Raw genomic sequence first — 23,832 nt, forward strand, 5'->3', positions numbered from 1 at the left:
GGCGATCGTGACCAGAGGACATCGCATCACCGTCGAGCGGAGCGACGCGCACGTGCGCGTGGTGCACGGCGGGCAGGTACTGGCCGAGAGCGACCGGTCGCTGGTGCTGCGCGAGACGGGCTGTCCCGAGCGCTACTACATCCCGGCCGAGGACGTGCGCCTGGAGCTGCTGACACCGTCCGGCACACAGACGTACTGCCCGTTCAAGGGCACCGCCTCCTACTGGTCGCTGCCGGACGCGGCGGACCTCGTCTGGGCGTATCCGGACCCCAAGCCGGACGTCGCCGAGATCAGGGACCACCTGTGCTTCTACGAAGTGGAAGTGTTCTGATCGGCTGACGCGCCGCCCGCTTCACCGATGAACACCGCGCCGTGCGGCAGTCTGCGTGAACATGGACAAGAAGATCCTTTCGCGCGACGGCACCCGCATCGCCTACGAGAGCACCGGACGCGGCCCGGCGGTCGTCCTGGTGAGCGGCGCGATGTCTACGGGCGGCACTCTGGCGCCGCTGGCCGTGTCGCTCTCGGAACGTTTCCAGGCCGTGGTGTACGACCGGCGGGGCCGCGGCGCCAGCGGCGACACCGCGCCGTACGCCGCGGAGCGTGAGGTCGAGGACCTGGCCGCGGTGATCGAGGCGGTGGGCGGCGAGGCGCTGCTGTACGGCATCTCCTCGGGCGGGGCCCTGGCGCTTCGGGCGGCGGCGAGCGGGCTGCCGGTGCGGCGCGTGGCCGTCTACGAGACGCCGTTCGCGATGTCGGAGGAAGGTGCCAGGGAGCGTGCCGAGTACACCCGGCGGCTGACGGAGGCGCTCGGCGAGGGGCGGCGGGGCGACGCGGTCGAACTGTTCCTGCGGCTGACGGGGCTGGCCGAGGGCATGATCCGCGGCGCCCGCCAGTCCCCCATGTGGGCCGGGATGGAAGCGATGGCCCCGAGCCTCGCCTACGACGACGCCGTGATGGGCGACGGCACCGTCCCTCGCTCCCGGCTGGGCGAGGTCGGTGTCCCCGTCCTGGCGGTGGCGGGCGACGCGAGCCCCGAGTGGCTGCGCGAGGCGGCCCGGGCGATCGCGGACTCCGTCCCCGAGGGCACCTACCGCACGCTCCAGGGGCAGACGCACATGGTCGAGCCGAACGTCCTGGCGCCGGTGCTCATGGAGTTCTTCAGCCGGGGCTGAGAGGGCGACGCCGGCACGGGGGCACGCGGCGTGGAGCACGCCCCCCGGGCCCTGCGGCGGCATCGCTCGAAGGACGCTTCCGGTTCCCGCGCCAGGATCGCGCGGAGCTCCGCCGGGCCCGGTCCTTGTCAGGCCACGCCCGCCGGCGCCCGGGTCGTCGACGCGATGGTCGCCGAGCCCACCACGCGCGTGCCGTCGTACAGCACGATCGCCTGACCGGGGGCTACGCCGCGGACGGGCTCGGTGAAGGTGACCGCCAGGGAGCCGTCCACGACTTCGGCGGTCACCTCGGTCTCGCCGCCGTGGGCTCGCAGCTGGGCCGTGTAGGTGCCGGGGCCGGTGGGGGCGGCGCCGCACCAGCGGGGCTTGACGGCGGTGAGGGCGCCGACGTCCAGGGCGGAGGCCGGTCCGACGGTCACCGTGTTGTCGACCGGCGAGATGTCCAGGACGTAGCGCGGCTTGCCGTCGGGGGCGGGGGTGCCGATGCGCAGGCCCTTGCGCTGGCCGATGGTGAAGCCGAACGCGCCCTCGTGGGTGCCGATCTTGGTGCCGGACTCGTCGACGATGTCACCCTCGGAACGGCCGAGCCGGTTCGCGAGGAAGCCCTGGGTGTCGCCGTCGGCGATGAAGCAGATGTCGTGCGAGTCGGGCTTCTTGGCCACGGCCAGGCCCCTGCGCTCGGCCTCCGCGCGGATCTCGTCCTTGGTGGTGACCGTGTCGCCGAGCGGGAACATCGCGTGGGCGAGCTGCCGGTCGTCCAGCACGCCGAGGACGTAGGACTGGTCCTTGGCCATGTCGGAGGCGCGGTGCAGCTCGCGGGTGCCGTCCTCGCGGACGATCACCTGGGCGTAGTGGCCCGTGCAGACCGCGTCGAAGCCGAGCGCGAGCGCCTTGTCGAGGAGGGCCGCGAACTTGATCTTCTCGTTGCAGCGCAGGCAGGGGTTGGGGGTGCGGCCGGCCTCGTACTCGGCGACGAAGTCCTCGACGACGTCCTCGCGGAAGCGGTCGGCGAGGTCCCACACGTAGAACGGGATGCCGATGACGTCCGCGGCACGGCGGGCGTCGCGCGAGTCCTCGATGGTGCAGCAGCCCCGCGCGCCGGTGCGGAAGGATTGGGGGTTGGCGGAGAGAGCGAGGTGGACGCCGGTCACGTCGTAGCCCGCTTCGGCCGCGCGGGCGGCGGCGACGGCGGAGTCGACTCCGCCGGACATGGCGGCCAGGACGCGGAGGGGGCGGGGGCGCTGCGGGGTCTCAGTCATAACCCTTCCAGGGTACGGGGCGCGGGAACCAGGACCGCCGGGTATCCGTTGACGATCACATGGGACAGCGGAAGGCTTCGAGGGACGGCGACCGGAAGGTCGGCCGCCGCGCGCTGCTGATCGGCGGCACCGTGGCCGCGGCGGGCTCCGCCGTTCTCGCCCGGGACGAGCTGGCGCGTCTGTGGTGGCGGACTCCGGGCGTCGAGAAGCCCCGCAAGGAGGGCGAGGTCGACTTCGCGGGCGCGCGCTGGGTCGCGGCGTCGGAGGCGAACTGGCGCCGTGCGGACCGGCCCGACGACTACGGCATAGACATGGTCGTCGTCCATGTCACGCAGGGCAGCTTCGACAGCGCGGTGAAGGCCTTCCAGGATCCGGGGCACAGGGCGGCCGCGCACTACATCGTGCGGCAGGACGGGCATGTGGCGCAGATGATCCGCGAGCTGGACGTGGCCTACCACGCGGGCAACCGCGACTACAACGAACGCAGTGTCGGCATCGAGCACGAGGGTTTCGTGGACCGCCCGCAGGACTTCACGGACGAGATGTACGAGGCCTCGGCCCGGCTCACGGCACGGATCTGCGCCCGCTACGACATACCCGTCGACCGCGAGCACATCATCGGCCACGTGGAGGTCCCGGGCACCGACCACACGGACCCGGGGCGGCACTGGGACTGGGAGAAGTACATGCGCCTGGTACGCCGGGCGCGGACGAGCCCGGCCTGACGACAGGGCCGTTCGCAACCGCCGCTGCCGGAGCCGTTCGCAGCCGAAGCCGGGGTCGGCAGGCGCCGCCCGCGCGACCGGACCCGGGCCGAAGGTCTACGTCAGCCCCGCCGCCCTGGCCCGTTCCACCGCCGGGCCGATGGCCTTCGCCAGGGCTTCGACATCGGCCTCGGTGGAGGTGTGGCCGAGGGAGAAGCGCAGGGTGCCGCGGGCCAGGTCGGGGTCGGTGCCGGTGGCGAGGAGGACATGGCTGGGCTGGGCGACGCCGGCGGTGCAGGCGGAGCCGGTGGAGCACTCGATGCCCTGGGCGTCGAGCAGGAGCAGCAGGGAGTCGCCCTCGCAGCCGGGGAAGGTGAAGTGCGCGTTGGCCGGGAGGCGGCCCTGCGGGTCCGGGTCGCCGCCGAGGATCGCGTCCGGCACGGCCGAGCGGACCGCGGTGACGAGGCTGTCGCGCAGCGCGCCGATCTCGCGGGCGAACCACTCGCGCTGTTCGGCGGCGAGCCGTCCGGCGACGGCGAAGGAGGCGACGGCGGGCACGTCGAGGGTGCCGGAGCGCACATGCCGCTCCTGACCGCCGCCGTGCAGGACGGGCACGGGGGTGTGTTCGCGGCCGAGGATCAGCGCGCCGATGCCGTAGGGACCGCCGATCTTGTGACCCGAGACCGTCATCGCGGCGAGGCCCGAGGCGGCGAAGTCGACGGGGATCTGGCCGAAGGCCTGGACGGCGTCCGAGTGCAGCGGGACCCCGAACTCGGCTGCCGCGTCGGCGAGTTCACGGACGGGCAGGATCGTCCCGATCTCGTTGTTCGCCCACATGACGGTGGCGAGGGCCACATCGTCGGGGTTGCGGGCGATCGCCTCGCGCAGGGCGTCGGGGTGGACGCGGCCGTGGCGGTCGACCGGCAGGTACTCGACGGTGGCGCCTTCGTGTTCGCCGAGCCAGTGCACGGCGTCGAGGACCGCGTGGTGCTCGACGGGGCTGGCGAGGACACGGGTGCGGGCCGGGTCGGCGTCGCGGCGTGACCAGTAAAGGCCCTTGACGGCGAGGTTGTCGGCCTCCGTGCCGCCCGAGGTGAGGACGACCTCGCTGGGGCGGGCGCCGAGGGCTTCGGCGAGGGTCTCGCGGGACTCCTCGACGGTGCGGCGGGCCTGCCTGCCGGATGCGTGGAGGGAGGACGCGTTGCCGGTGGCACCCAGCTGGGCGGTGAGCGCCTCTGCCGCCTCCGGGAGCATCGGGGTGGTCGCGGCGTGGTCGAGGTAAGCCATGGTGAGCCCGATTCTACGGCTCCCCTCCGACCGGCCTCAGGGCAAGGCTGGCCGAACGTGAACCGCTTTCCGGCGCGGCGACGGCCCGTCGTCCCCGGGCCCGGCCGCGGTCATCGGCGGACGGCTGTCCGACGGCGGCTCAGAAGCTCCACGAGATCGTGCTGTCGAACTCCATGAAGGACGCGAGGACGAGCAGGTCGGCGACGCCCAGGCCCAGACCCAGCAACGCGCGGCCGCGACGCTCGGTGCCGCGCCACAGGGCGACACTCGCCAGCACGATGGCGACGGGGCCGAGGAAGAGGTTGAGCACGAGCAGGCCGAGCAGGCCGAGGATGAAGGACGCGACGGCCATGCCGTCGGTGTCACGGATACCGGTGCGGCGCGAGGCCGGAGCGGTGAGCTGCATGATGATCGACTCCCGAAGTCGGATCGAGGGGACGGTGGACGGCGTCGGTGTCAGTGGGCCTGCGTGTGGCGCCGGCGGCCGCGCTCGCGGAGCGCGAAGATGCCGAGCCAGACGGCGATGACGGCGCCGACGGCGACGGAGAAGGTGAGCGGCGCGTGGGCCACGGTGCCCAGGACGACGCCCAGCAGCAGGAGTGCGGCGACGATGAACAGCACGGGAAACAACCCCCAGGGTTTCGGTGAACGTTTGTGGTTACAGTTGTTCACTGACTTTCCAGTCTAACGTCTCTCATGGCTTTCCAATTCCAGAGAACAGTTGTTAACTGCATGGTATGAGTCACACCCTCGGGATCCGGCAGGCCCAGAAGCAGAAGACCCGGCAGGCACTCCTCGACGCGGCCCTCGGGCTGCTGGAGGAGCAGAGCCTGAGCAGCCTGGGACTGCGCGAGGTCACCCGCGCTGTCGGTGTCGCCCCGACGGCCTTCTACCGCCACTTCCGCTCCACGGCGGATCTGGGCGTGGCCCTGGTCGAGGAGGCGCTGGGCAGCCTGCACCCGATGATCCGGACGACGGTGTCCACGACGGGCGACCGCGAGGAACGCGTCACGCGCACCATCGACCTGATCGCCCGTCACGTCGACGGGTACCCCGCCCATGTCCGTTTCATCGCTCGTGAACGACATGGCGGAGTTCAGCCGGTTCGGGAGGCGATACGGGACCAACTGGCCCGGTTCGCCCAGGAGGTCAAGGACGAACTGGCCAAGGACCCGATCTCGGAGGGCTGGAGCGAGGACGACCTGCTGATGCTCGCGCACCTCTACGTCGACCAGATGCTGAGCACGGCGTCACTGTTCCTGGAGGCCCTCGAAGGGCCGGAGGAGGAGCGCCCGGACCGGACCCGGCGCGTCGCACAGCTGGCGACCCGCCAGATGCGGCTGATCGGCCTCGGCCGCCACCACTGGCTGGACTGACACCCTCGGCCTCCGTCACCGGCCGGATCGACGCCCCCGGCCGCCGTCACCGGCTGGATCGACACCTCGTTCGCCGGATCGCCGCCCTCGCGGCAACGCACAGGGGCGGCGCGCCCGTTCGCCGGACGCGCCGCCCCTGTGGTGCCCCGGGCGGATCCGGGCCTGAACTACACCTACTGCTCCTTCTGCGACTGCTGGGGCTGCTGCCCCTGCCCCTGCCCCTGCCCGCCCGGGACCTGACCGCCGCCGCTCGGGCCGCCGCAGCCGCCGCCCTGACCCCCACCGGGACCACCCTGGCCGCCCTGGCCGCCTTCCGGCGCGCCGCTGGGCATCCCCGAAGGAGCCCCGGACGGCGCACCCGTGGGCTTGGCGCCCGCGGCGGCAGCACCCGAGGGAGCTCCGGAGGGTGCGCCGGACGGAGCTCCTGACGGAGCGCCGGAAGGGGCGCCCGAGGCCGCCCCCGACGGCGCCTGGCAGGCCTGCTGCCGCCCGGACCCGCCGCCGCCGTTCGAGGACGACGACGAGTCACCCGACCCGCAGGCCGCCAGGGCCAGGGGCGAGAGGGCCAGCAGGGCCACGGCGGGAAGGAGACGCGCACGCTTCATGACAGACAGCTCCGGGGAAGGTGGGGAAGTCCTTGAGGCGTGAACTCAACCAACCCTGCCTGGGTCCCCCTTGGGGCCGCCCTGTGACCTGCCTGTCAACGGGGCGAAGTTCAGCCCAGCCGCACCCGCGCCAGCTGCCGGGACTGCGCGACCAGCCGGTCCGCGCTGTCCCACACCTCGGCGTCCTCCTCCAGGAAACCGCCTGCGAGGTTGCGTGTGGTGATCGACACCCGCAGCGGGCCCGGGGCCGGGCGGCACCGGACGTGCACGGTCAGCTCGACGGTCGGCACCCAGCCCTTCAGGCCGAGCTCGAACGCGGTGGGCGGCAGGGCGTCGACCGCGAGCAGCAGGGACAGCGGGTCGTGGTCGCGCCCGTCCTTGAGTCCGAACCAGGCCCGCATCTCCCCCTTGCCGGAGGGCTGCCCGAGGGCCCAGCCGAGGGTGGAGGGGTCGAGCTTGAGCATCAGACGCTCGGTGATCGCCGAGCTGCCTTCGAAGGGGGTGGGCCCGTCCTCCGAGCCGAAGCAGTGCTCCGGCGGGGGGATCGCGGGCGGCCGGGCCGTGGTGCGGACGTCGTCGGGCAGGGCGTCGAGGTCGCCGTAGGAGGCGAGGACCCGGATGCGTTCGACCTCGCGGCCCTCGTCGTCGTACTGGAAGAGGGAGGCCTGGCCGGTCGAGAGGGTGCGGCCGGTGCGGACGACGTCCGTGCGGACGACCGCGGGTCCGGGCTGGGACGCCGTCAGGTAGTGCGCCGAGATCGTGAAGGGGTCGGCGTGCGGCAGGGCGTCCGCGAGGGCGCGGCCCAGGACGGCCAGCAGGTAGCCGCCGTTGACGGCGGTGATGATCGTCCAGCCGGCGGAGAGGTCGATGTCGTAGACGCCCGGCGCGCGGCGGGTGAGCGCGGTGTCGCGGTCGAACTCGCTGTCGCCGATCGTGGCCCGGGCGGCCGGGGCGGTGGCTGCTTCTGGCATGGCTGAACAGTACAAGAACTAACTACTAAGCGGTAGCTTTCTGCTGGCGACCTGGGTCATACGCCTCCACCGCCGACCCGGTCAGACCTTGGTGAGACACGGGCAATTTCTCGGTAAGTGTCCGACTCATCCATAAACCCTCGTCCGCCTTCCCTCCTCTGTAGGGGCATGAGCCTCACCGGAACGCCGTTCCTCTGCACGCTGGTCGTCCTGTCCGTCGCCGCCCTGGTGCTGCCGCTGGTCCTCTGGTCGCGCATCCGCGGGCACCGGGCGCTGCGTCTCGCGGCCCGGGCACTGATGCTGCTGTTCGCGCAGGGGACGGCCGTGGCCCTGGTCTTCACCCTGGTCAACAACGCCGACAACCTGTACGACAACTGGGCCGACCTGCTCGGCACCGGCGACCATGTGGAGCAGGCGGCGAATCTGGGCGCCGACGGCACCGGCGGCATCGCGCTCACGCGGCTGCCCAAGGTGCGCCAGACCTTCGAGCCCGCCACCGGACCCGGGATGGGCGCGGCCGGCGGGGTGCGGGTGACCCAGCTCGCGGGCCGGGTGTCGGGGGTGAACGCCGAGGTCTACGTCTGGCTGCCGCCGCAGTACGGCGAACCGGCCTACCGGCACCACCGGTTCCCGGTCGTGGAGCTGCTGCCCGGCTACCCCGGTTCGGCCAAGGCGTGGTTCGGCTCGCTCCACGCCCACGAGCAGCTGGACCCGCTGATGCGCGACGGCCGGGTGGCTCCCTTCATCCTGGTCGCGCCCCGCACCAACCTGCTGGCCGCCGTGGACACCGGCTGCGCCAACGTCCCGGGCACGGTCAACGCCGACACCTGGCTGAGCGTCGACGTGCCCAGGATGGTCATGGACAACTTCCGCGCCCAGCCCGCGCCGCAGGGCTGGGCCATCGCCGGCTACTCGGCCGGGGCGCACTGCGCGACCAGGCTCGCCGTCGCCCACCCGGACCGCTACCGGGCCGCCGTCAGCATGTCCGGCTACAACGACCCGAGCGGCGAACGCGACTCGCTCACCGCGCAGAGCCCCGCCCTGCGCTCCGCGAACAACCCGCTCCTGATGCTGGGCAGGGCGTCCGTCCCGCCGCGGATCGCGCTGTACCTCTCCGGCCAGCCGCACGACGGCTACGAGGACGCCGTGGCCGTGCAGCAGGCCGCGAAGGCCCCGACGACCGTGCACGTCGTCTACATCCCGAAGAGCGCGGGCGGCCACAACATGGCGCTGTGGCGGCCGCAGGTGGTCCCGGCGTTCCGCTGGCTGACCCAGCAGATGGGCATCGGCCGGGTCACGGCAGGACGGGCTGCTCCTCCTCGCTCACCGTCGACCGCCGGTGCCACGCCCGCGGAGCTCGCCAGTGGTACCGCATCGCGAGCAGGCGCAGTACGAAGGCGGTGATCACCGCGACACCGCTGGTCACCGGGTTCAGGGCGTCGTAGCGGATGCACAGGGCGGCCAGGGCGGAGCCGACGATCGCCGGGACCGCGTACAGGTCGCGGTCCCAGCGCAGCAGGGAGGGGACTTCGTTGGCGAGGACGTCGCGCAGCACACCGCCGCCCACGGCGGTGGTCAGCCCCAGACCGGCGGAGGCGGTCAGGCCGAGCCCGTACTCGTACGCCTTGGTCGTGCCGGCGACGCAGAACAGGCCGAGGCCGGCGGCGTCGAAGACGTTCACCGCGATCTGGATGCGTTCCACCTGGGGGTGCAGGAAGAAGACGAGGAGGGTGGCGAGCAGCGGGGTGAGGAAGTACCCCAGGTCCGTGAAGGCGGCCGGGGGCACGGCCCCGATGACCAGGTCGCGGAAGAGCCCTCCGCCCAGCGCGGTGACCTCGGCGAGGACGGCCATGCCGAACACGTCGAAGTTCTTGCGCACGGCCAGCAGGGCGCCGGAGATCGCGAAGACGAAGATGCCGATCAGGTCGAGCGTGTGCTGGACGGACGGGCTGAAGAGTTGCTGGAGCACCCGGACATCTTCCCCTGCGGCCGGGCGACGCCCCTTCCGGGAGGCACGTCCTGCGCTCCGGGCGGGAGGCTACGGCTGATCCACCCGAAGCCCGGGGGAACACCGCAGGGCCGGCACAAGCATCTGCCGGCCCTGCGGCTCGTCCTTGTCGCGGCGCGGCGACGGGCGGAGAGCCGAGAGCTCAGGCCTTGGCGGCGGTGGCGTCGCCGTCCCCGGCAGCGGAGGTGCCCTCCTCGGAAGAAGCCTCGGCCACGGCCGCAGACGTCTGTGCGGACTCCTCCAGTACCTCGTCCGGAACGAGTTCCGCGGCTTCCTTCGCCGCGCTGAGCAGCACGGTGTCCTCGGGAGCCTGGTCCTCGAAGTTCTCCGGGTGGTGACAGGCGACCCGCTGGCCGGGCGTCAGCTCGACGAGCGCCGGCTCGGTCGTCTTGCAGATCTGCGTGGCCTTCCAGCACCGGGTGTGGAAGCGGCAGCCGCTCGGCGGCGAGATCGGCGACGGTACGTCGCCCTTGAGCAGGATGCGCTCGCTCTTGGCGTTCTTCCGCCTCGGGTCCGGGATCGGCACCGCCGACATCAGCGCCTTGGTGTACGGGTGCATCGGCGTCTTGTAGAGCAGGTCCCGGTCGGCCAGCTCGACGATCTTGCCGAGGTACATCACCGCGATACGGTCCGAGACGTGCCGGACGACCGACAGGTCGTGCGCGATGATCACATACGTCAGACCGAGTTCCTGCTGGAGGTCGTCGAGCAGGTTGACGACCTGGGCCTGGATCGACACGTCGAGCGCGGAGACCGGTTCGTCGGCCACGACCAGCTTGGGATTGAGCGCGAGCGCGCGGGCGATGCCGATGCGCTGGCGCTGACCGCCGGAGAACTCGTGCGGGTAGCGGTTGTAGTGCTCGGGGTTGAGACCCACGACCTCGAGCAGCCGCTGCACTTCCTTCTTGATGCCGCCCTCGGGGGTGACCCCCTGGAGCTTGAAGGGGGCGCCGACGATCGTGCCGATGGTGTGGCGGGGGTTCAGCGAGGAGTACGGGTCCTGGAAGATCATCTGCACGTCCCGGCGGAGCGGACGCATGCCGCCGACACCGAGGTGCGTGATGTCCTGGCCCTCGAACTCGACCTTTCCCGCGGTGGGTTCGAGCAACCGCGTGATCAACCGGCCCATCGTCGACTTGCCGCAGCCCGACTCGCCCACGACACCGAGGGTTTCGCCGGACCTGACCTCGAAATCTATGCCGTCGACCGCGCGCACCGCACCGACCTGCCGCTGAAGCAGCCCCTTGCGGATCGGGAAATGCTTCTGCAGCCCGGTCACCCTCAGCAGAACGTCACCCGGGGCCGCGTCCTTGGTGAGGGTGGCCGCGCCGGACGCGTTCGCCTCGGTGCCGTCGCTCTCGGCGGGAGTGGTCACAACGGTGTCCTTGGAGTTCTCGCTCACAGCTTCGGCGCAATCTCTTCGATCCAGATCCGCTCCCGCTGCTCCCTGCTCATGTGGCAGGCGGCCCAGTGCCGGCTTCCGGCTTCGGTCAGCTCGGGGCGGACCGTGCGGGTGAGGTTGTCCTTGGGGACGTCGGCGTACGGGCAGCGCGGGTTGAAGGCGCAGCCGGACGGGACGTTGATCAGGGAGGGCGGGGAGCCCTTGACCGGGATGAGGCGCTCCTGCTGCTCACGGTCGAGGCGCGGCATCGAGCCGAGCAGGCCCCAGGTGTAGGGGTGCCGGGGCTCGTAGAACACCTGCTCGGCCGGGCCCCGTTCGACGCAGCGGCCGCCGTACATCACGAGGAGATCGTCGGCGAGCTCGGCGACGACCCCCAGGTCGTGGGTGATGATGATGACCGCGGAGCCGAACTCCTTCTGCAGGTCCCGGATCAGGTCGAGGATCTGCGCCTGGACGGTCACGTCGAGGGCGGTCGTCGGCTCGTCCGCGATGAGCAGCTCGGGATTGTTGACGAGCGACATCGCGATCATCGCCCGCTGGCGCATCCCGCCGGAGAACTCGTGCGGGTAGCTGTCGACGCGCTTGTCCGGCTGCGGGATCCCCACGCGGTCGAGCATCTCGACCGCCCGGCGGCGCGCGACCTTCTTGCTGACGTCGTGGTGGATCCGGTACGCCTCCACGATCTGCTGGCCGATCGTGTAGTACGGGTGCAGTGCGGACAACGGGTCCTGGAAGATCATCGCCATCTGACGACCACGCAGCTTGCGCACGTGGTCGGGGTCGGCGGACAGCAGCTCGGTGCCGTCCAGCCAGATCTCGCCCGAGAGCCGCGCCTTGCGCTTGCCGTACTGGCCGGCGGTGTGCAGACCCATGATGCCCAGCGAGGTCACCGACTTGCCGGAGCCCGACTCGCCCACGATGCCGAGGGTCTTGCCCTTCTCCAGCTGGAAGCTGAGCCCGTCGACGGACTTGACCAGGCCGTCGTCGGTCGGGAAGTGCACCTTCAGGTCGCGCACTTCCAGGAAGGCGGTCGGTGCCGCGGAGTCGCTCGTGGGCTCGCCCACGGCCGCTTCGGTCTTGTTGAGTTCGGTCATGCGAGCCTCACTCGGGGGTCGATCACGGCGTACAGGACGTCCACCACGAGGTTGGCGATGAGCACCGCGACGGAGGTGATCAGGGTGACGCCCAGGATGATGGGCAGGTCCTGGTTCTTGATCGCGTTGAGTACGGCCTGGCCCAGGCCGGGCAGGCTGAACGTGGTCTCGGTCAGGATGGCGCCGCCGATCAGGGCGCCGAGGTCCATGCCGAGCATGGTCAGGATGGGTGTCATGGTCGAGCGCATGGCGTGCTTGCGGATGACGACCTGTTCGCGCATGCCCTTGGCACGGGCGGTACGGATGTAGTCCTCGCCGAGGATCTCCAGCATGGTGGCGCGGGTGATCCGGGCGTACATCGCGGCGTACAGGAACGCCAGGGTGACCCACGGGAGGATCATGCCGCCGAGCCAGCCGGTGAAGCTCTCCTCGATGGGCACGTACTCGGCGTTGATCCAGCCCAGCCCGTAGGAGAAGATCGCCAGGCTGAGCAGGCCGGTGAAGTAGATGGGGAGGGAGACACCCGCGAGGGCGATAACCATCGCGCTGCGGTCCCACATGGTGCCCCGCTTGAGCGCGGAGAGGACACCCGCCGCGACACCGAACAGCAGCCACAGCACGGCCGCGCCGAGCGCGAGTCCCAGGGTCACCGGGAAGCGGTCGGTCAGTACCGGCCAGATGGCCTGCTCACTGCGGAACGAGTAGCCGAAGCACGGTGCGGCGCAGTGGGTGACGTCGCCGCCGGCCGCGTAGGTGCGGCCCGCGAAGATGCCTTTGAAGAACTCCCAGACCTGGACGAAGATCGGGTCGCCCAGACCCAGCTTCTGGCGCACGGCCTCGACGGCCGCCGGGTCGGCCTGCTTGCCCACGAAGCTGGCGGCGATGTCGACACCCGCCCACTTGGGGACGAGGAAGAAGATGCCGAAGACCACCATGATGATGACCGCGAGCATCACTACGGCGGCGAACAGCCGCCTGATCAGGTAAGCGAGCACAGATCTCGGCCCGCTGCGGACCTCGGGCCACCGGAGTTCTTCCGGTGGCCCTGGGTCACGCCGCGCCGGCCTTCACCTGCCTTTCGTGCCGTACGGCGGGTGTGCCGGTTACTTCGCGGACTTCAGGCCGAGGTTGACGAAGTCGTACATGCCGCTGTACGCGTCCGTCGTGTAGACGTTGGCCAGACGGCTGGAACGCCAGTTGATGAACTTCTCGAAGACGAAGGGCAGGTAGTAGCCGCCCTCCATGACCTTGTGGTTGATCTCCGTGGCGATCTTGGTCTTGCCCGCGTCGTCCAGCGTGGTGACGTAGTCGTCGAACAGGCCGTCGATGGCCTTGTCCTTGATCAGGGCGAAGTTGTTGTTGCCGCTCTCCAGGATGTAGCTGCTGTCCCACAGCGGCAGACCGTAGCCCTGCACGGACGGGAAGTCCGGGCCCCAGCCCATGATGATGATGCCGTAGCCCTTCTTCTTCACGTTCGAGGGGCTGCCGATGATGCCGGAGCTCTGCGAGCCGTCGTACTGGTCGATGTCGGCGGTGATGCCGACCTTCTTCAGCGAGGCCTGGAGGGACTCGGCGGTGGCCACCTCGGACGGCTTGTTGTTGCGGACCGCGATGGTGGTCTTGAAGCCGTTCGGCTTGCCGCAGGCCTTCAGGGCTTCCTTGGCCTTGGCCGCGTTGCCCTTCTTGTTGGCGCCCGCGAGCTCGTACGGGTCGTACTTCTGGCCCTCGGCGCCCGGGACGGCCGGCGGCAGCATGTTGGTGCCGATGTCACCACCGGCGACGGGGCCGCCGCGGGCGGTCTGCAGCGACACGTGGTCGGCGCCGTAGATCACGGCCTTGCGGCACTCGATGTTGTCGAACGGCTTCACGCTCTGCGGGAAGACCGCGTAGCGGATGTAGCCGGAGACGGGGTTGTCCAGGTTGCCCTTGTGCTGCTTCAGGGCGGTGGTGCGGCCCTGGGGGGACATACCGGTCTGGTTGATGTCCAGGTCGTAGTCGCCCGCGATCAGGCGCGCGTCCATGTCGTTGGCGTTGGAGAAGAACTTGATGGTGATCTTGTCCGGGTACGCCTTGCGGATCGGGTCCGAGGCCTGCTTCCACTGGGTGTTGCGGACCAGCGTCAGGTCCTTGCCCGGGTTGTACGACTGGAACTTGTACGGGCCCGAGGAGAACGGGTGCAGGCCGTACTTGGACTTGGTGTCCTGGTCCTGGCGGACCGGGGACGCCGAGGTCAGGGCCAGCATCTCCTCGAAGTCGGAGTTGGCCTTCGGCAGCTTGAAGACGATGGTCCGGTCGTCCGGCGTCTCGATGGCCTTCAGGCCCAGCTTGTCCGCGGACTTGTCCTTGTACGGGCCCTGGTACTCGCCCTTGGGGTCGAGCACGTCCTTCAGGTAGACCGGGCCGCCGGACAGCACGTCCTGCGCCCAGACGCGCTCGATGCCGTACTTGACGTCCTTGGAGGTGATCGGCTTGCCGTCCTCCCAGGTGACCCCGTCACGCAGGGTGTACTGGTAGGTCTTGCCGTCGTCCGAGATCTTGGCGAGCCCGCTGGCGAGGTCCGGGGTCAGCTCGGTGCCGGCCTTGCCGGGCTCCGTCTTGCTCGTGACGAGCTGACGGCTGTAGTAGCGGGAGAAGTTCCACATGAAGCCGTAGTAGCCGCGCGTGGTGTCCCACGAGTCGGCGTCCTGGGCACCCGCGAACTTCAGCGTGCCGCCCTTCTTGGCGAGCGAGGCCTGGGCGATCTTGTTGTTGGCGGCGTCGAAGCCCGCTGCGCCGTCCTTCGACCCCTCGTCGCCGTTGCCGCCGCCGCACGCCGCCGTGGTCAGCAGTGCGGCGACCACGGCCGCAGCGGCCATGGCCTGCTTGCGCCGCCCTGAGGTGCGTTGGGTAGTCACGATCTCGGATCCTCCGGATTAGATGAGAGACCCCGTGCCAGGTGTCACGGGTCGCTGTTTGTACGGCAGTTCAGCGGGAACCCTTCGGGTCGAGCGCGTCACGCACGCCGTCACCGAAGAGATTGAAGGCAAGGACGGTGATGAAGATCGCCATGCCCGGGACCACCATGTACATGGGGTCCGAGTCGTAGTAGTCGATCGCGCTCGACAGCATCTGCCCCCAGGAGGCCGTGGGGGGCTTGACACCCACACCCAGGAAGCTGAGCGCCGCCTCGGTGAGGATGTTGGTGGGGATCATCATCGTCGTGTACACGATGATGGGCGCGACGAGGTTGGGCAGCAGCTCCTTGAAAAGGATGTAGAACCGCCCGGCACCGAGCGACCGGGCCGCCTCGACGTACTCCCGCTCGCGCAGCGAGAGCGTCTGGCCGCGCACCACGCGTCCGATGTAGGGCCAGCCGAAGAAGCCGATGACGAGGATCATCACGAACAGACGCACGCCGGTGCCGGTCAGCCCCAGCATCTCGTTCGGCATGACGGAGACCAGGGCGATGATGAACAGCAGCTGCGGGAAGGCCAGCAGGCCGTCCATCACACGGCTGACGACGGCGTCGACCCAGCCACCGAAGAAGCCCGCGAGGACACCCAGGACGGTGCCGATCACGACGGCGACGATCGCGGACAGGAAGCCCACGAGGAGTGAGATCCGGGCGCCGTAGATGATGCGGGCGAAGATGTCACGGCCGCTCACCGGCTCCACACCCAGCAGGTGATCACCGCTGATGCCGCCCAGCGACCCGGTGGGGGTGCCGAACAGCGGGTCGATCAGGTCCTCGTGGTGCGTCTCGGGGTCCTGACCCACGAGGTTCGCGATGACCGGTGCGAGGAGGGCGATCGCGATGAGCACGAGCACCATGACGCCGCCCGCCAGGGCGAGTTTGTCGCGTTTCAGGCGCTCCCAGGCGATCCGGCCCAGAGAACGGCCCTGTACGGCTTTCACACCGGCGCCGACAACTGCCGCTTCCTCGGCCGCACTCGGAGCCGCTTCCGCGGCCGGCTCGTGCAATGGTGCCGTCATCAGGCAGGGACCCCTCTTCTCAACCGGCGGTGGCCGGCCCGCGCATTCCGCTGTAGCGGTGTGATCAGTCCGTCGTACGCAGGGGCGAAACTCCCCTGGTGCCGGGAGTCTTCAACGCTTCAGCGTTTCGCTGCCAGACTTGACGATGAAAGGATGCGCAAACGTGATGCTGTCTGCGGGATTCCGTTATCCGGACAGGGGGCGACGGGGATCGGTCGCAGACAAACCTGGACATTTGACGCAGGCTAGAGGATTTCTCCGCCATCTACGCGCGAAGACGCGCCTCTGTCCCGTCCGAGGGGACGAGGACGGGTGAAGCTCAGTACCGGCCCTGGGCCGGGGGGTAGCCGTAGCCGGAGGCCGGGGCCTGGACGGGGGCGGTGGCGTGGGCCTCACGGTCGTAGAACGGGCGTGCCTTCTCGCGCAGCCACATCGCGACCGGGTCGTGCTCGTCGGACATGGCGACGGTCGACACCGGCAGCCCGTCCGGTACGGCGCCGAGGGACTGCTGCATCATCGCGCGTACCGAGTCCACGGCCGGCGGCGAGGTGTCGTACACGTCCAGTCCGATGGCGAGGTACGGCGCCCCGAGCGCGGGCTGCACCCAGGCGCGGCGCAGCGAGCGGACGGCCGGGGTGCGGTGGGCGTTCTGCGCGAGCAGGGCGTAGAACTGCGGGATCTCGATGGCGGGTTCGGACAGGCGCAGGGGTCCGGCGGGCTGGCGGTCCAGGCCCGTGGCGATCCGGCGCAGGTCGAGCCACGGGATGCCGACGCCGCCGCCGGGGGCGTGCGGGTTGAGCCAGAGGCCGTAGTGGTCGGGGTAGAGGGCGCGGGCGACGTCGAGTCCGTCGACCACCTCGTACGAGCGGTTCCAGCCGCTGGCGGAGAGCTCCTGGGCGGAGGTCACGCAGGGGGCGTAGCCGTGGCCGTCGACGTCCATGTTCCCGTACTGGGCGTCGGGGGAACCGGCCTGGCCGTGCCACAGGAGCATCCAGATCTGGCCGGTGTGCGGGGTCGCGAGTGCGCGCAGGAGTGCCTCGTAGGCGTCGTAACGCCCGGGCGTGACCTGGCGCAGCATGTGCTCGACCTGTCCGGCCGCGGCCGTGCCGCTCGCGCTCACCTTTACCGCCCCTTCGTACAACGCCTCGACGGTGCCCTAGCTTAAGCCCGCAGGGGAGCCAGGGGATTATGCCGTGGGGCGGGTGCGGGTCGTGTGTGGTTGATCGCGCCCACGCGGCGGAGCCGCATGATGTCACAGCCCCGCGCCCCTTGGCCGGCTGTTCTACCGCTGGTAGAACGGCCGGACCCGGTCCCGCATCCAGGCGCCCACCGGGTCCTCCGTGACGTCGAGGAGCACCAGGTTCACCGGCCACGGGGCCGGGGCCGTGGTGACGGCGCGGGTGAGGGCGTCCAGGGGGAGGGCGCGCAGGTCGCCCTCCCACTGGGAGAGTTCGACGCCGACGAACATCACGGGGTCGGCGGTCTCGATCGCGGCGAGGCAGCGGCGGGCGGTGACGACGACGCCGGTCGCCTCGAACTCGGCGGCCGCGGCGGCGAGGAAGTCCACCGGGTCGTCCTGCCAGTCGGGCTCGAAGAGGCGGACCCGGCCGCCGCTCGCGGGGCCGTCCAGCGGGGTCCGGCCGGCCCGGCACAGCTCGGCCACGGCGGGCGGCGGCAGCGGGATGCCCACCACCCCGCCCGGGTTGACGGCTATCCCCGCGTGCGGGGGCAGGCCGCGGGCGAACTCCACGGCGGGCGCGATGGTGTAGGACATGTGGGAGCCGGCTACCTGGCGGAACTGCTCCTCGGAGCTGAACACCGGCACGTACGCCTGGCCGTCGATCTCGATGCCGGGCAGGTCGAGGGGGCCGCTGTGCGGGCCGCCGCCGTTGGGCAGCGGGATCCACACGAAGCTCCGGCCGAGCACCTCGACGATCCGCCCTCCGGCCGCCGGTCCGGCGCCGAGGGAGGCCGAGAGCGCCTCCTCCAGCTCGTTGCCGGGCCAACCGCCGTGCGGGTGGGTCTGCGTCTGTGCCGGGAAGTCCGCGGAGAAGTCCGCCGGGATGTCCATCTGCCTACCGCCTGCCTGGAACCACTGCTGTGGGTCAAAAGGCTAACGGCTGAGGGACGCCGAGCGGCAGGAGGAAGGCCGGCTCGTGGACGACCCCGCGGGCTGACGGCGGACGCACCCCGGGCACCGTCAGGACGGGCCGGCTCGTGAACGCCCCCGCGGGCGCACGCCGGACGGCATCAGGAAGACCGGCTTGCTGACGCCCCCGCGGGCGGACCCCGGACGGCATCAGGAAGACCGGCTTGCTGACGCCCCCGCGGGCGGACCCCGGACGGCATCAGGAACACCGGCTTGCGGACGCCCCCGCGGGCGCACGCCGGACGGCATCGGGAACACCGGCTCTCGGACAGCCCCCGCGGGCCGGGCTCAACCCGTGAAGCCGATTCTGTGGAGGCCGTTCGCCGCGTCCCGGTCGGCCAGCACGGCCGAGGCGCAGCCGACGGGGAGGTCGCCGCGCTCCACCGCGCGCAGGAGGCGGGTGCTCGCCGAGCGGTGGCGCAGGAACGCGTAGCGCGAGACGCCGCGGCCGCGGTCGCGCTGGCCCGCCAGGGCCTGTTCGGGACTGACGTCGAGCAGGAGGAGGTGCAGGGCGCCGCCGCGGCGGCCGGCCTCGCGGGCGAGCCAGCGGCGGACCCAGGCCTGCGTGCCGCAGTCGTGCACGACGACGCCCTCGCCCGTGCGCAGCGCGCGCCGCAGCCCGGCGTAGTGGGAGAGCCGGACGAGCGGGCGGTAGAGCGCATAGGGCAGGGCGCGCGGCATGCGGCCGGCCCAGCGGTCGCGGGTGTCCTGGGAGTCGACGCGCCGGCCCGGCACGGTGCGCCGCATCAGCGTGGACTTGCCGCTGCCCGGCAGGCCCGTGACCACGACGAGGTCACGGGGGCCGAACAGCAGCGCGTGCGGGCTCCGGCCGGCACGGTCGCGCAGATCGCGGACGACCGGCGCCGGTGCCGGAGCGCGGACCGCCCGGGCCGGTGCGGCCGGCTGTTCGGGCAGCGCGATGCCCGTCGTCGCGTACGCGGTGGTCCTGTTCACCGTGATCGTCCTCCCCTGGGGCCAGGTACGGAGTCCCATCCCCGCCGAGTGTAAAGAGAAGGTAATGCCGCAGGCCTCTCATTTACGTGCCCGTCCTGCAACAGGGCTGCTACAGGTCGCTGCGTCCGGCGCGACGGACTCGTGCACTCCCTGTGAAAGGTCCCCCTGCCGCGCCGGAAGGATGCGTGCAATGATGTGCGCGCCAACTGCATACCGGCCGTTTGAATCCGCGCGGGAGAGTCCCCGGCAGCAGCAGTCGCCGGGGCGCCGAAGGAGCAAGTCCCTCCCTTGAATCTCTCAGGCCCCGTTACCGCGCGGGCGAGGCACATCTGAAAAGCGGGCCGCCCCCTGTCCAGCACGGGGATGCGGCTCCACCCAAGGTGCAAGCCAGTGACCCGTGCGGTCATGGCGAACCTCTCAGGTTCCGATGACAGATGGGGAGGACCGCCCTCGCCCTTCGTGCCCCTTGGAGACGACCGACCGTGAGCAGTACAGGAGAACTCCGTCACACCGCGCTCGATGCCCTGCATCGTTCGCTCGGCGCGACGATGACCGACTTCGCCGGCTGGGACATGCCCCTGCGCTACGGCTCCGAGCGCGACGAGCACACCGCCGTGCGCACGAAGGCCGGGCTCTTCGACCTCTCCCACATGGGCGAGATCACCGTCACAGGGCCGCAGGCCGCCGCCCTGCTGGACTTCGCCCTGGTGGGCAACATCGGCGGGGTGAAGCCGGGCCGGGCCCGCTACACCATGATCTGCCGGGCCGACGGCGGCATCCTGGACGACCTGATCGTCTACCGCCTGGGCGAGACCGAATACATGGTCGTCGCCAACGCCTCCAACGCCCAGGTGGTGCTTGAGGCGCTGACCGAGCGCGCCGCCGGCTTCGACGCCGAGGTGCGCGACGACCGGGACGCCTACGCGCTGATCGCCGTACAGGGCCCCGAGTCTCCCGGGATCCTGAAGTCCCTGACCGACGCCGACCTCGACGGCCTGAAGTACTACGCCGGGCTGCCCGGCACGGTCGCGGGCGTCCCGGCCCTGATCGCCCGGACCGGCTACACCGGCGAGGACGGCTTCGAGCTGTTCGTGAAGCCCGGGCACGCCGTCGAGCTGTGGCAGGCCCTGACCAAGGCCGGCCAGGGCGTCGGCCTGGTCCCGTGCGGGCTGTCCTGCCGCGACACGCTGCGCCTGGAGGCCGGCATGCCGCTGTACGGGCACGAGCTGTCGACCTCCCTCACGCCCTTCGACGCCGGGCTCGGCCGGGTGGTGAAGTTCGAGAAGGAGGGCGACTTCGTGGGGCGCGAGGCCCTGCGCGAGGCCGCCGCCCGCGCCGAGCAGAACCCCCCGCGCGTGCTGGTCGGCCTGGCCGCCGAGGGCCGCCGGGTCCCGCGCGCCGGGTACGCGGTCGTCGCCGGTGGCGAGGTGATCGGCGAGGTCACCTCCGGCGCCCCCTCCCCCACCCTCGGCAAGCCGATCGCCATGGCGTACGTCGACGCCGCGCACGCCGCACCCGGCACGAGTGGCGTGGGCGTGGACATCCGGGGCAGTCACGAGCCGTACGAGGTCGTGGCGCTGCCGTTCTACAAGCGCCAGAAGTAGACACTGGCCAAGGCGCCAGAAGCAGACACCGGCCGGAGGTCCGCGGCAGCGACCCCGTGCCCGTCGTCCCAGCTCACCAGCAGTCCCCCTTCCACAGCACTCCCGCGCGTACAGGAGAATCCAGGCCATGAGCAACCCCAACGAGCTGCGCTACAGCAAGGAGCACGAGTGGCTGTCGGCCGCCGAGGACGGCGTCTCGACGGTCGGTATCACCGAGCACGCGGCCAACGCGCTCGGCGATGTCGTGTTCGTCCAGCTTCCCGAGGTCGGTGACTCCGTGTCCGCCGGCGAGACCTGCGGCGAGCTGGAGTCGACCAAGTCGGTGTCCGACCTGTACTCCCCCGTCTCCGGTGAGGTCGCCGAGGTCAACGAGGACGTCGTGAACGACCCGTCGCTGGTGAACTCGGCCCCCTTCGAGGGCGGCTGGCTGTTCAAGGTGCGGGTCACGGACGAGCCGGGCGACCTGCTCTCCGCCGACGAGTACACCGCGTTCTCCGCGGGCTGAGGGAGTCGTATGTCCGTCCTGAACACACCCCTGCACGAGCTCGACCCGGCGGTCGCCGCCGCGGTCGACGCCGAGCTGCACCGCCAGCAGTCCACGCTGGAGATGATCGCCTCGGAGAACTTCGCTCCGCTCGCGGTCATGGAGGCGCAGGGCTCGGTCCTCACCAACAAGTACGCCGAGGGCTACCCCGGCCGTCGCTACTACGGCGGCTGCGAGCACGTCGACGTGGTCGAGCAGATCGCGATCGACCGCATCAAGGAGCTGTTCGGCGCCGAGCACGCCAACGTCCAGCCGCACTCCGGCGCCCAGGCCAACGCCGCCGCGATGTTCGCGCTGCTCAAGCCGGGCGACACCATCATGGGTCTGAACCTCGCGCACGGCGGGCACCTGACCCACGGCATGAAGATCAACTTCTCCGGCAAGCTCTACGACGTCGTCGCCTACCACGTGGGCGACGACGGCCGGGTCGACATGGCCGAGGTGGAGCGGCTGGCCAAGGAGTCCAAGCCGAAGCTGATCGTCGCCGGCTGGTCGGCCTACCCGCGGCAGCTGGACTTCGCGGAGTTCCGCCGGATCGCGGACGAGGTCGGCGCGTACCTGATGGTCGACATGGCCCACTTCGCCGGGCTGGTCGCGGCCGGGCTGCACCCGAACCCGGTGCCGCACGCGCACGTGGTCACCACCACGACCCACAAGACCCTCGGCGGCCCGCGCGGTGGTGTGATCCTCTCCACGGCCGAACTGGCCAAGAAGATCAACTCCGCCGTCTTCCCCGGTCAGCAGGGCGGCCCGCTGGAGCATGTGATCGCCGCCAAGGCGGTCTCCTTCAAGGTCGCCGCCTCGGACGACTTCAAGGAGCGTCAGCGCCGTACGCTGGACGGTGCCCGCATCCTGGCCGAGCGTCTGGTGAAGGACGACGTCCGGGCCGTGGGCGTGGACGTCCTGTCCGGCGGCACGGACGTGCATCTGGTCCTGGTGGACCTGCGCCATTCGGAACTGGACGGACAGCAGGCCGAGGACCGGCTCCACGAGGTGGGCATCACCGTCAACCGCAACGCCGTCCCGAACGACCCGCGTCCGCCGATGGTGACGTCCGGTCTGCGGATCGGCACACCGGCCCTGGCCACCCGCGGGTTCGGGGCCGAGGACTTCGCGGAGGTCGCGGACGTCATCGCCGAGGCGCTCAAGCCGTCCTACGACGCGCAGGCCCTCAAGGTCCGGGTGAAGGCCCTGGCCGACAGGCACCCGCTGTACCCGGGTCTGAACAAGTAAAGAAGAAACCTTTCGGGTGCCGCCGCCCGTCACGAGCGGGCGCGGCACCCACCCCCCTTGGCACCACCCCCGTAGTCAGGAGTTCCCCCGTGGCCATCTCGGTCTTCGACCTGTTCTCGATCGGCATCGGCCCGTCCAGCTCGCACACCGTCGGCCCGATGCGGGCGGCCCGGATGTTCGCCCGGCGGCTGCGCAACGAGGAGCTGCTGGCCCCGACCGCGAAGGTCCACGCGGAGCTGTACGGCTCGCTCGGCGCGACCGGGCACGGCCACGGCACCCCCAAGGCGGTGCTGCTCGGCCTGGAGGGCGACTCGCCGCGCACGGTCGACGTCTCCAGCGCGGACGAGCGGGTGGAGGCGATCAAGACCGACGGGCGGCTGAACCTGCTCGGCGAGCACGAGATCGCGTTCTCCTACGACGACGACATGGTGCTGCACCGCCGCAAGACCCTGCCCTACCACGCCAACGGCATGACCCTGTGGGCGTACGACGCCTCGGGCACGGAGCTGCTGACGAAGACCTACTACTCGGTCGGCGGTGGCTTCGTCGTCGACGAGGACGCGGTCGGCGCGGACCGCATCAAACTCGACGACACCGTGCTGAAGTACCCCTTCCGCACCGGTGACGAGCTGCTGCGCCTGACCGAGGAGACCGGCCTGTCCATCTCCGCGCTGATGCTGGAGAACGAGCGGGCCTGGCGCACCGAGGACGAGATCCGCGAGGGCCTGCTGGAGATCTGGCAGGTGATGCGGGACTGCGTGGCACGCGGTCTGTCCCAGGAGGGCATTCTGCCGGGCGGACTCAAGGTGCGCCGCCGGGCCGCGAACACCGCGCGCAAGCTGCGCTCCGAGGGCGAGCCGCTGGCCCTGGCCATGGAGTGGATCACCCTCTACGCCATGGCCGTCAACGAGGAGAACGCCGCCGGCGGGCGGGTCGTCACCGCGCCCACCAACGGCGCCGCCGGCATCATCCCGGCGGTCCTGCACTACTACGTCAACTTCGTGCCGGGCGCCGACGAGGAGGGCGTGGTCCGCTTCCTGCTCGCCGCGGGCGCGATCGGCATGCTCTTCAAGGAGAACGCCTCGATCTCCGGCGCCGAGGTCGGCTGCCAGGGCGAGGTCGGCTCCGCCTGCTCGATGGCCGCGGGCGCCCTCGCCGAGGTCCTCGGCGGCTCGCCCGAGCAGGTCGAGAACGCCGCCGAGATCGGCATGGAGCACAACCTCGGCCTCACCTGCGACCCGGTGGGCGGCCTGGTGCAGATCCCCTGCATCGAACGCAACGGCATGGCCGCGGTCAAGGCCGTCACAGCCGCCCGCATGGCCATGCGCGGCGACGGTTCCCACAAGGTGTCCCTGGACAAGGTCATCAAGACCATGAAGGACACCGGCGCCGACATGTCGGTCAAGTACAAGGAGACCGCCCGGGGCGGGCTCGCGGTGAACATCATCGAGTGCTGAGGAAGCAGGCCCCGGCCGGCGCGTTCTCGTCCTTCGGC

At 70.8% G+C, this 23,832-nt stretch carries 24 protein-coding genes and 1 riboswitch; of the genes, 9 read left to right on the forward strand and 15 right to left on the reverse strand.

Annotated elements, in window-relative coordinates; genetic code table 11:
- Positions 1-7: 7 nt before the first annotated feature.
- On the forward strand, positions 8-331 hold the full coding sequence (locus ACFCXS_RS05205) for a DUF427 domain-containing protein (RefSeq protein WP_376641712.1): 324 nt from the start codon (positions 8-10) through the stop codon (positions 329-331).
- A 61-nt stretch (positions 332-392) separates the two neighbouring features.
- Entirely contained in the window at positions 393-1,175 is a 783-nt protein-coding gene (locus tag ACFCXS_RS05210; RefSeq protein ID WP_376641713.1) for an alpha/beta fold hydrolase, read from the forward strand.
- Between the two features lie 128 nt (positions 1,176-1,303).
- Here the strand turns inward: ACFCXS_RS05210 and mnmA are convergent, their stop codons facing one another.
- On the reverse strand, positions 1,304-2,434 hold the full coding sequence (mnmA, locus tag ACFCXS_RS05215) for a tRNA 2-thiouridine(34) synthase MnmA (protein WP_376641714.1): 1,131 nt from the start codon (positions 2,432-2,434) through the stop codon (positions 1,304-1,306).
- Between the two features lie 59 nt (positions 2,435-2,493).
- Between mnmA and ACFCXS_RS05220 the strand changes: the two genes are divergently transcribed.
- The gene (locus ACFCXS_RS05220; RefSeq protein WP_376641715.1) at positions 2,494-3,159 is read left to right on the forward strand and encodes an N-acetylmuramoyl-L-alanine amidase; all 666 of its coding nucleotides are present in this window, start codon (positions 2,494-2,496) and stop codon (positions 3,157-3,159) included.
- 96 nt (positions 3,160-3,255) lie between these two features.
- On the opposite strand, the gene ACFCXS_RS05225 is transcribed toward ACFCXS_RS05220, so the two are convergent.
- The 3 genes from ACFCXS_RS05225 to ACFCXS_RS05235 all read right to left on the reverse strand — a co-directional run bounded on the left by ACFCXS_RS05225 (position 3,256) and on the right by ACFCXS_RS05235 (position 5,046).
- A complete protein-coding gene (locus ACFCXS_RS05225; RefSeq protein ID WP_376641716.1) occupies positions 3,256-4,425 on the reverse strand; it encodes a cysteine desulfurase family protein in 1,170 nt (389 codons plus the stop codon).
- A 139-nt stretch (positions 4,426-4,564) separates the two neighbouring features.
- Positions 4,565-4,831: a DUF4190 domain-containing protein gene (locus tag ACFCXS_RS05230; protein WP_376641717.1), complete on the reverse strand. Its 267-nt coding sequence runs from the start codon at positions 4,829-4,831 to the stop codon at positions 4,565-4,567.
- A 50-nt stretch (positions 4,832-4,881) separates the two neighbouring features.
- Positions 4,882-5,046, reverse strand: coding sequence for a hypothetical protein (locus ACFCXS_RS05235; protein WP_031103608.1), 165 nt, complete (start codon positions 5,044-5,046; stop codon positions 4,882-4,884).
- Positions 5,047-5,162: 116 nt separating this feature from the next.
- Here ACFCXS_RS05235 and ACFCXS_RS05240 point away from each other — a divergent pair, with 116 nt between their 5' ends.
- Positions 5,163-5,801, forward strand: coding sequence for a TetR family transcriptional regulator (locus ACFCXS_RS05240; RefSeq protein WP_376641718.1), 639 nt, complete (start codon positions 5,163-5,165; stop codon positions 5,799-5,801).
- A 173-nt stretch (positions 5,802-5,974) separates the two neighbouring features.
- Here the strand turns inward: ACFCXS_RS05240 and ACFCXS_RS05245 are convergent, their stop codons facing one another.
- The gene (locus tag ACFCXS_RS05245) at positions 5,975-6,406 is read right to left on the reverse strand and encodes a hypothetical protein (RefSeq protein ID WP_376641719.1); all 432 of its coding nucleotides are present in this window, start codon (positions 6,404-6,406) and stop codon (positions 5,975-5,977) included.
- Positions 6,407-6,516: 110 nt separating this feature from the next.
- Positions 6,517-7,377, reverse strand: coding sequence for a thioesterase family protein (locus ACFCXS_RS05250; RefSeq protein WP_376641720.1), 861 nt, complete (start codon positions 7,375-7,377; stop codon positions 6,517-6,519).
- Positions 7,378-7,545: 168 nt separating this feature from the next.
- Here ACFCXS_RS05250 and ACFCXS_RS05255 point away from each other — a divergent pair, with 168 nt between their 5' ends.
- Positions 7,546-8,781: an alpha/beta hydrolase gene (locus ACFCXS_RS05255; protein WP_376641721.1), complete on the forward strand. Its 1,236-nt coding sequence runs from the start codon at positions 7,546-7,548 to the stop codon at positions 8,779-8,781.
- Here ACFCXS_RS05255 and ACFCXS_RS05260 read toward each other — a convergent pair.
- The 9 genes from ACFCXS_RS05260 to ACFCXS_RS05300 all read right to left on the reverse strand — a co-directional run bounded on the left by ACFCXS_RS05260 (position 8,672) and on the right by ACFCXS_RS05300 (position 18,956).
- Positions 8,672-9,346, reverse strand: coding sequence for a trimeric intracellular cation channel family protein (locus ACFCXS_RS05260; RefSeq protein ID WP_376641722.1), 675 nt, complete (start codon positions 9,344-9,346; stop codon positions 8,672-8,674). The two genes, ACFCXS_RS05255 and ACFCXS_RS05260, sit on opposite strands and share 110 nt — an antisense overlap.
- Before the next feature lie 181 nt (positions 9,347-9,527).
- Positions 9,528-10,760, reverse strand: coding sequence for an ABC transporter ATP-binding protein (locus ACFCXS_RS05265; protein WP_376641723.1), 1,233 nt, complete (start codon positions 10,758-10,760; stop codon positions 9,528-9,530).
- 23 nt (positions 10,761-10,783) lie between these two features.
- Complete coding sequence (locus tag ACFCXS_RS05270; RefSeq protein ID WP_376641724.1) at positions 10,784-11,881, reverse strand: ABC transporter ATP-binding protein; 1,098 nt, start codon at positions 11,879-11,881, stop codon at positions 10,784-10,786.
- Positions 11,878-12,876, reverse strand: coding sequence for an ABC transporter permease (locus ACFCXS_RS05275; RefSeq protein ID WP_376641725.1), 999 nt, complete (start codon positions 12,874-12,876; stop codon positions 11,878-11,880). The genes ACFCXS_RS05270 and ACFCXS_RS05275 overlap by 4 nt, the downstream gene beginning before the upstream one ends.
- 108 nt (positions 12,877-12,984) lie before the next feature.
- Positions 12,985-14,775, reverse strand: coding sequence for an ABC transporter substrate-binding protein (locus ACFCXS_RS05280; protein ID WP_376641726.1), 1,791 nt, complete (start codon positions 14,773-14,775; stop codon positions 12,985-12,987).
- A 70-nt stretch (positions 14,776-14,845) separates the two neighbouring features.
- On the reverse strand, positions 14,846-15,853 hold the full coding sequence (locus ACFCXS_RS05285) for an ABC transporter permease (protein ID WP_376641727.1): 1,008 nt from the start codon (positions 15,851-15,853) through the stop codon (positions 14,846-14,848).
- Positions 15,854-16,172: 319 nt separating this feature from the next.
- On the reverse strand, positions 16,173-16,973 hold the full coding sequence (locus ACFCXS_RS05290; protein ID WP_344458921.1) for an enhanced serine sensitivity protein SseB C-terminal domain-containing protein: 801 nt from the start codon (positions 16,971-16,973) through the stop codon (positions 16,173-16,175).
- Positions 16,974-17,135: 162 nt separating this feature from the next.
- Complete coding sequence (locus ACFCXS_RS05295) at positions 17,136-17,924, reverse strand: enhanced serine sensitivity protein SseB (protein WP_376641728.1); 789 nt, start codon at positions 17,922-17,924, stop codon at positions 17,136-17,138.
- A gap of 366 nt (positions 17,925-18,290) precedes the next feature.
- Complete coding sequence (locus ACFCXS_RS05300) at positions 18,291-18,956, reverse strand: AAA family ATPase (protein WP_376641991.1); 666 nt, start codon at positions 18,954-18,956, stop codon at positions 18,291-18,293.
- A gap of 222 nt (positions 18,957-19,178) precedes the next feature.
- Positions 19,179-19,279, forward strand: a riboswitch (glycine riboswitch).
- 111 nt (positions 19,280-19,390) lie between these two features.
- Between ACFCXS_RS05300 and gcvT the strand changes: the two genes are divergently transcribed.
- The 4 genes from gcvT to ACFCXS_RS05320 all read left to right on the forward strand — a co-directional run bounded on the left by gcvT (position 19,391) and on the right by ACFCXS_RS05320 (position 23,794).
- Positions 19,391-20,560, forward strand: a complete 1,170-nt coding sequence (gcvT, locus tag ACFCXS_RS05305) for a glycine cleavage system aminomethyltransferase GcvT (protein WP_376641729.1) — start codon at positions 19,391-19,393, stop codon at positions 20,558-20,560.
- A 127-nt stretch (positions 20,561-20,687) separates the two neighbouring features.
- Entirely contained in the window at positions 20,688-21,065 is a 378-nt protein-coding gene (gene gcvH / locus ACFCXS_RS05310; protein WP_376641730.1) for a glycine cleavage system protein GcvH, read from the forward strand.
- A 9-nt stretch (positions 21,066-21,074) separates the two neighbouring features.
- Positions 21,075-22,337, forward strand: a complete 1,263-nt coding sequence (gene glyA / locus ACFCXS_RS05315; protein WP_376641731.1) for a serine hydroxymethyltransferase — start codon at positions 21,075-21,077, stop codon at positions 22,335-22,337.
- A gap of 89 nt (positions 22,338-22,426) precedes the next feature.
- Positions 22,427-23,794: an L-serine ammonia-lyase gene (locus tag ACFCXS_RS05320; RefSeq protein WP_376641732.1), complete on the forward strand. Its 1,368-nt coding sequence runs from the start codon at positions 22,427-22,429 to the stop codon at positions 23,792-23,794.
- Positions 23,795-23,832: the final 38 nt, after the last annotated feature.

The organism is Streptomyces sp. NPDC056373 (assembly GCF_042262425.1).
In the GTDB taxonomy this organism is placed as follows: domain Bacteria; phylum Actinomycetota; class Actinomycetes; order Streptomycetales; family Streptomycetaceae; genus Streptomyces.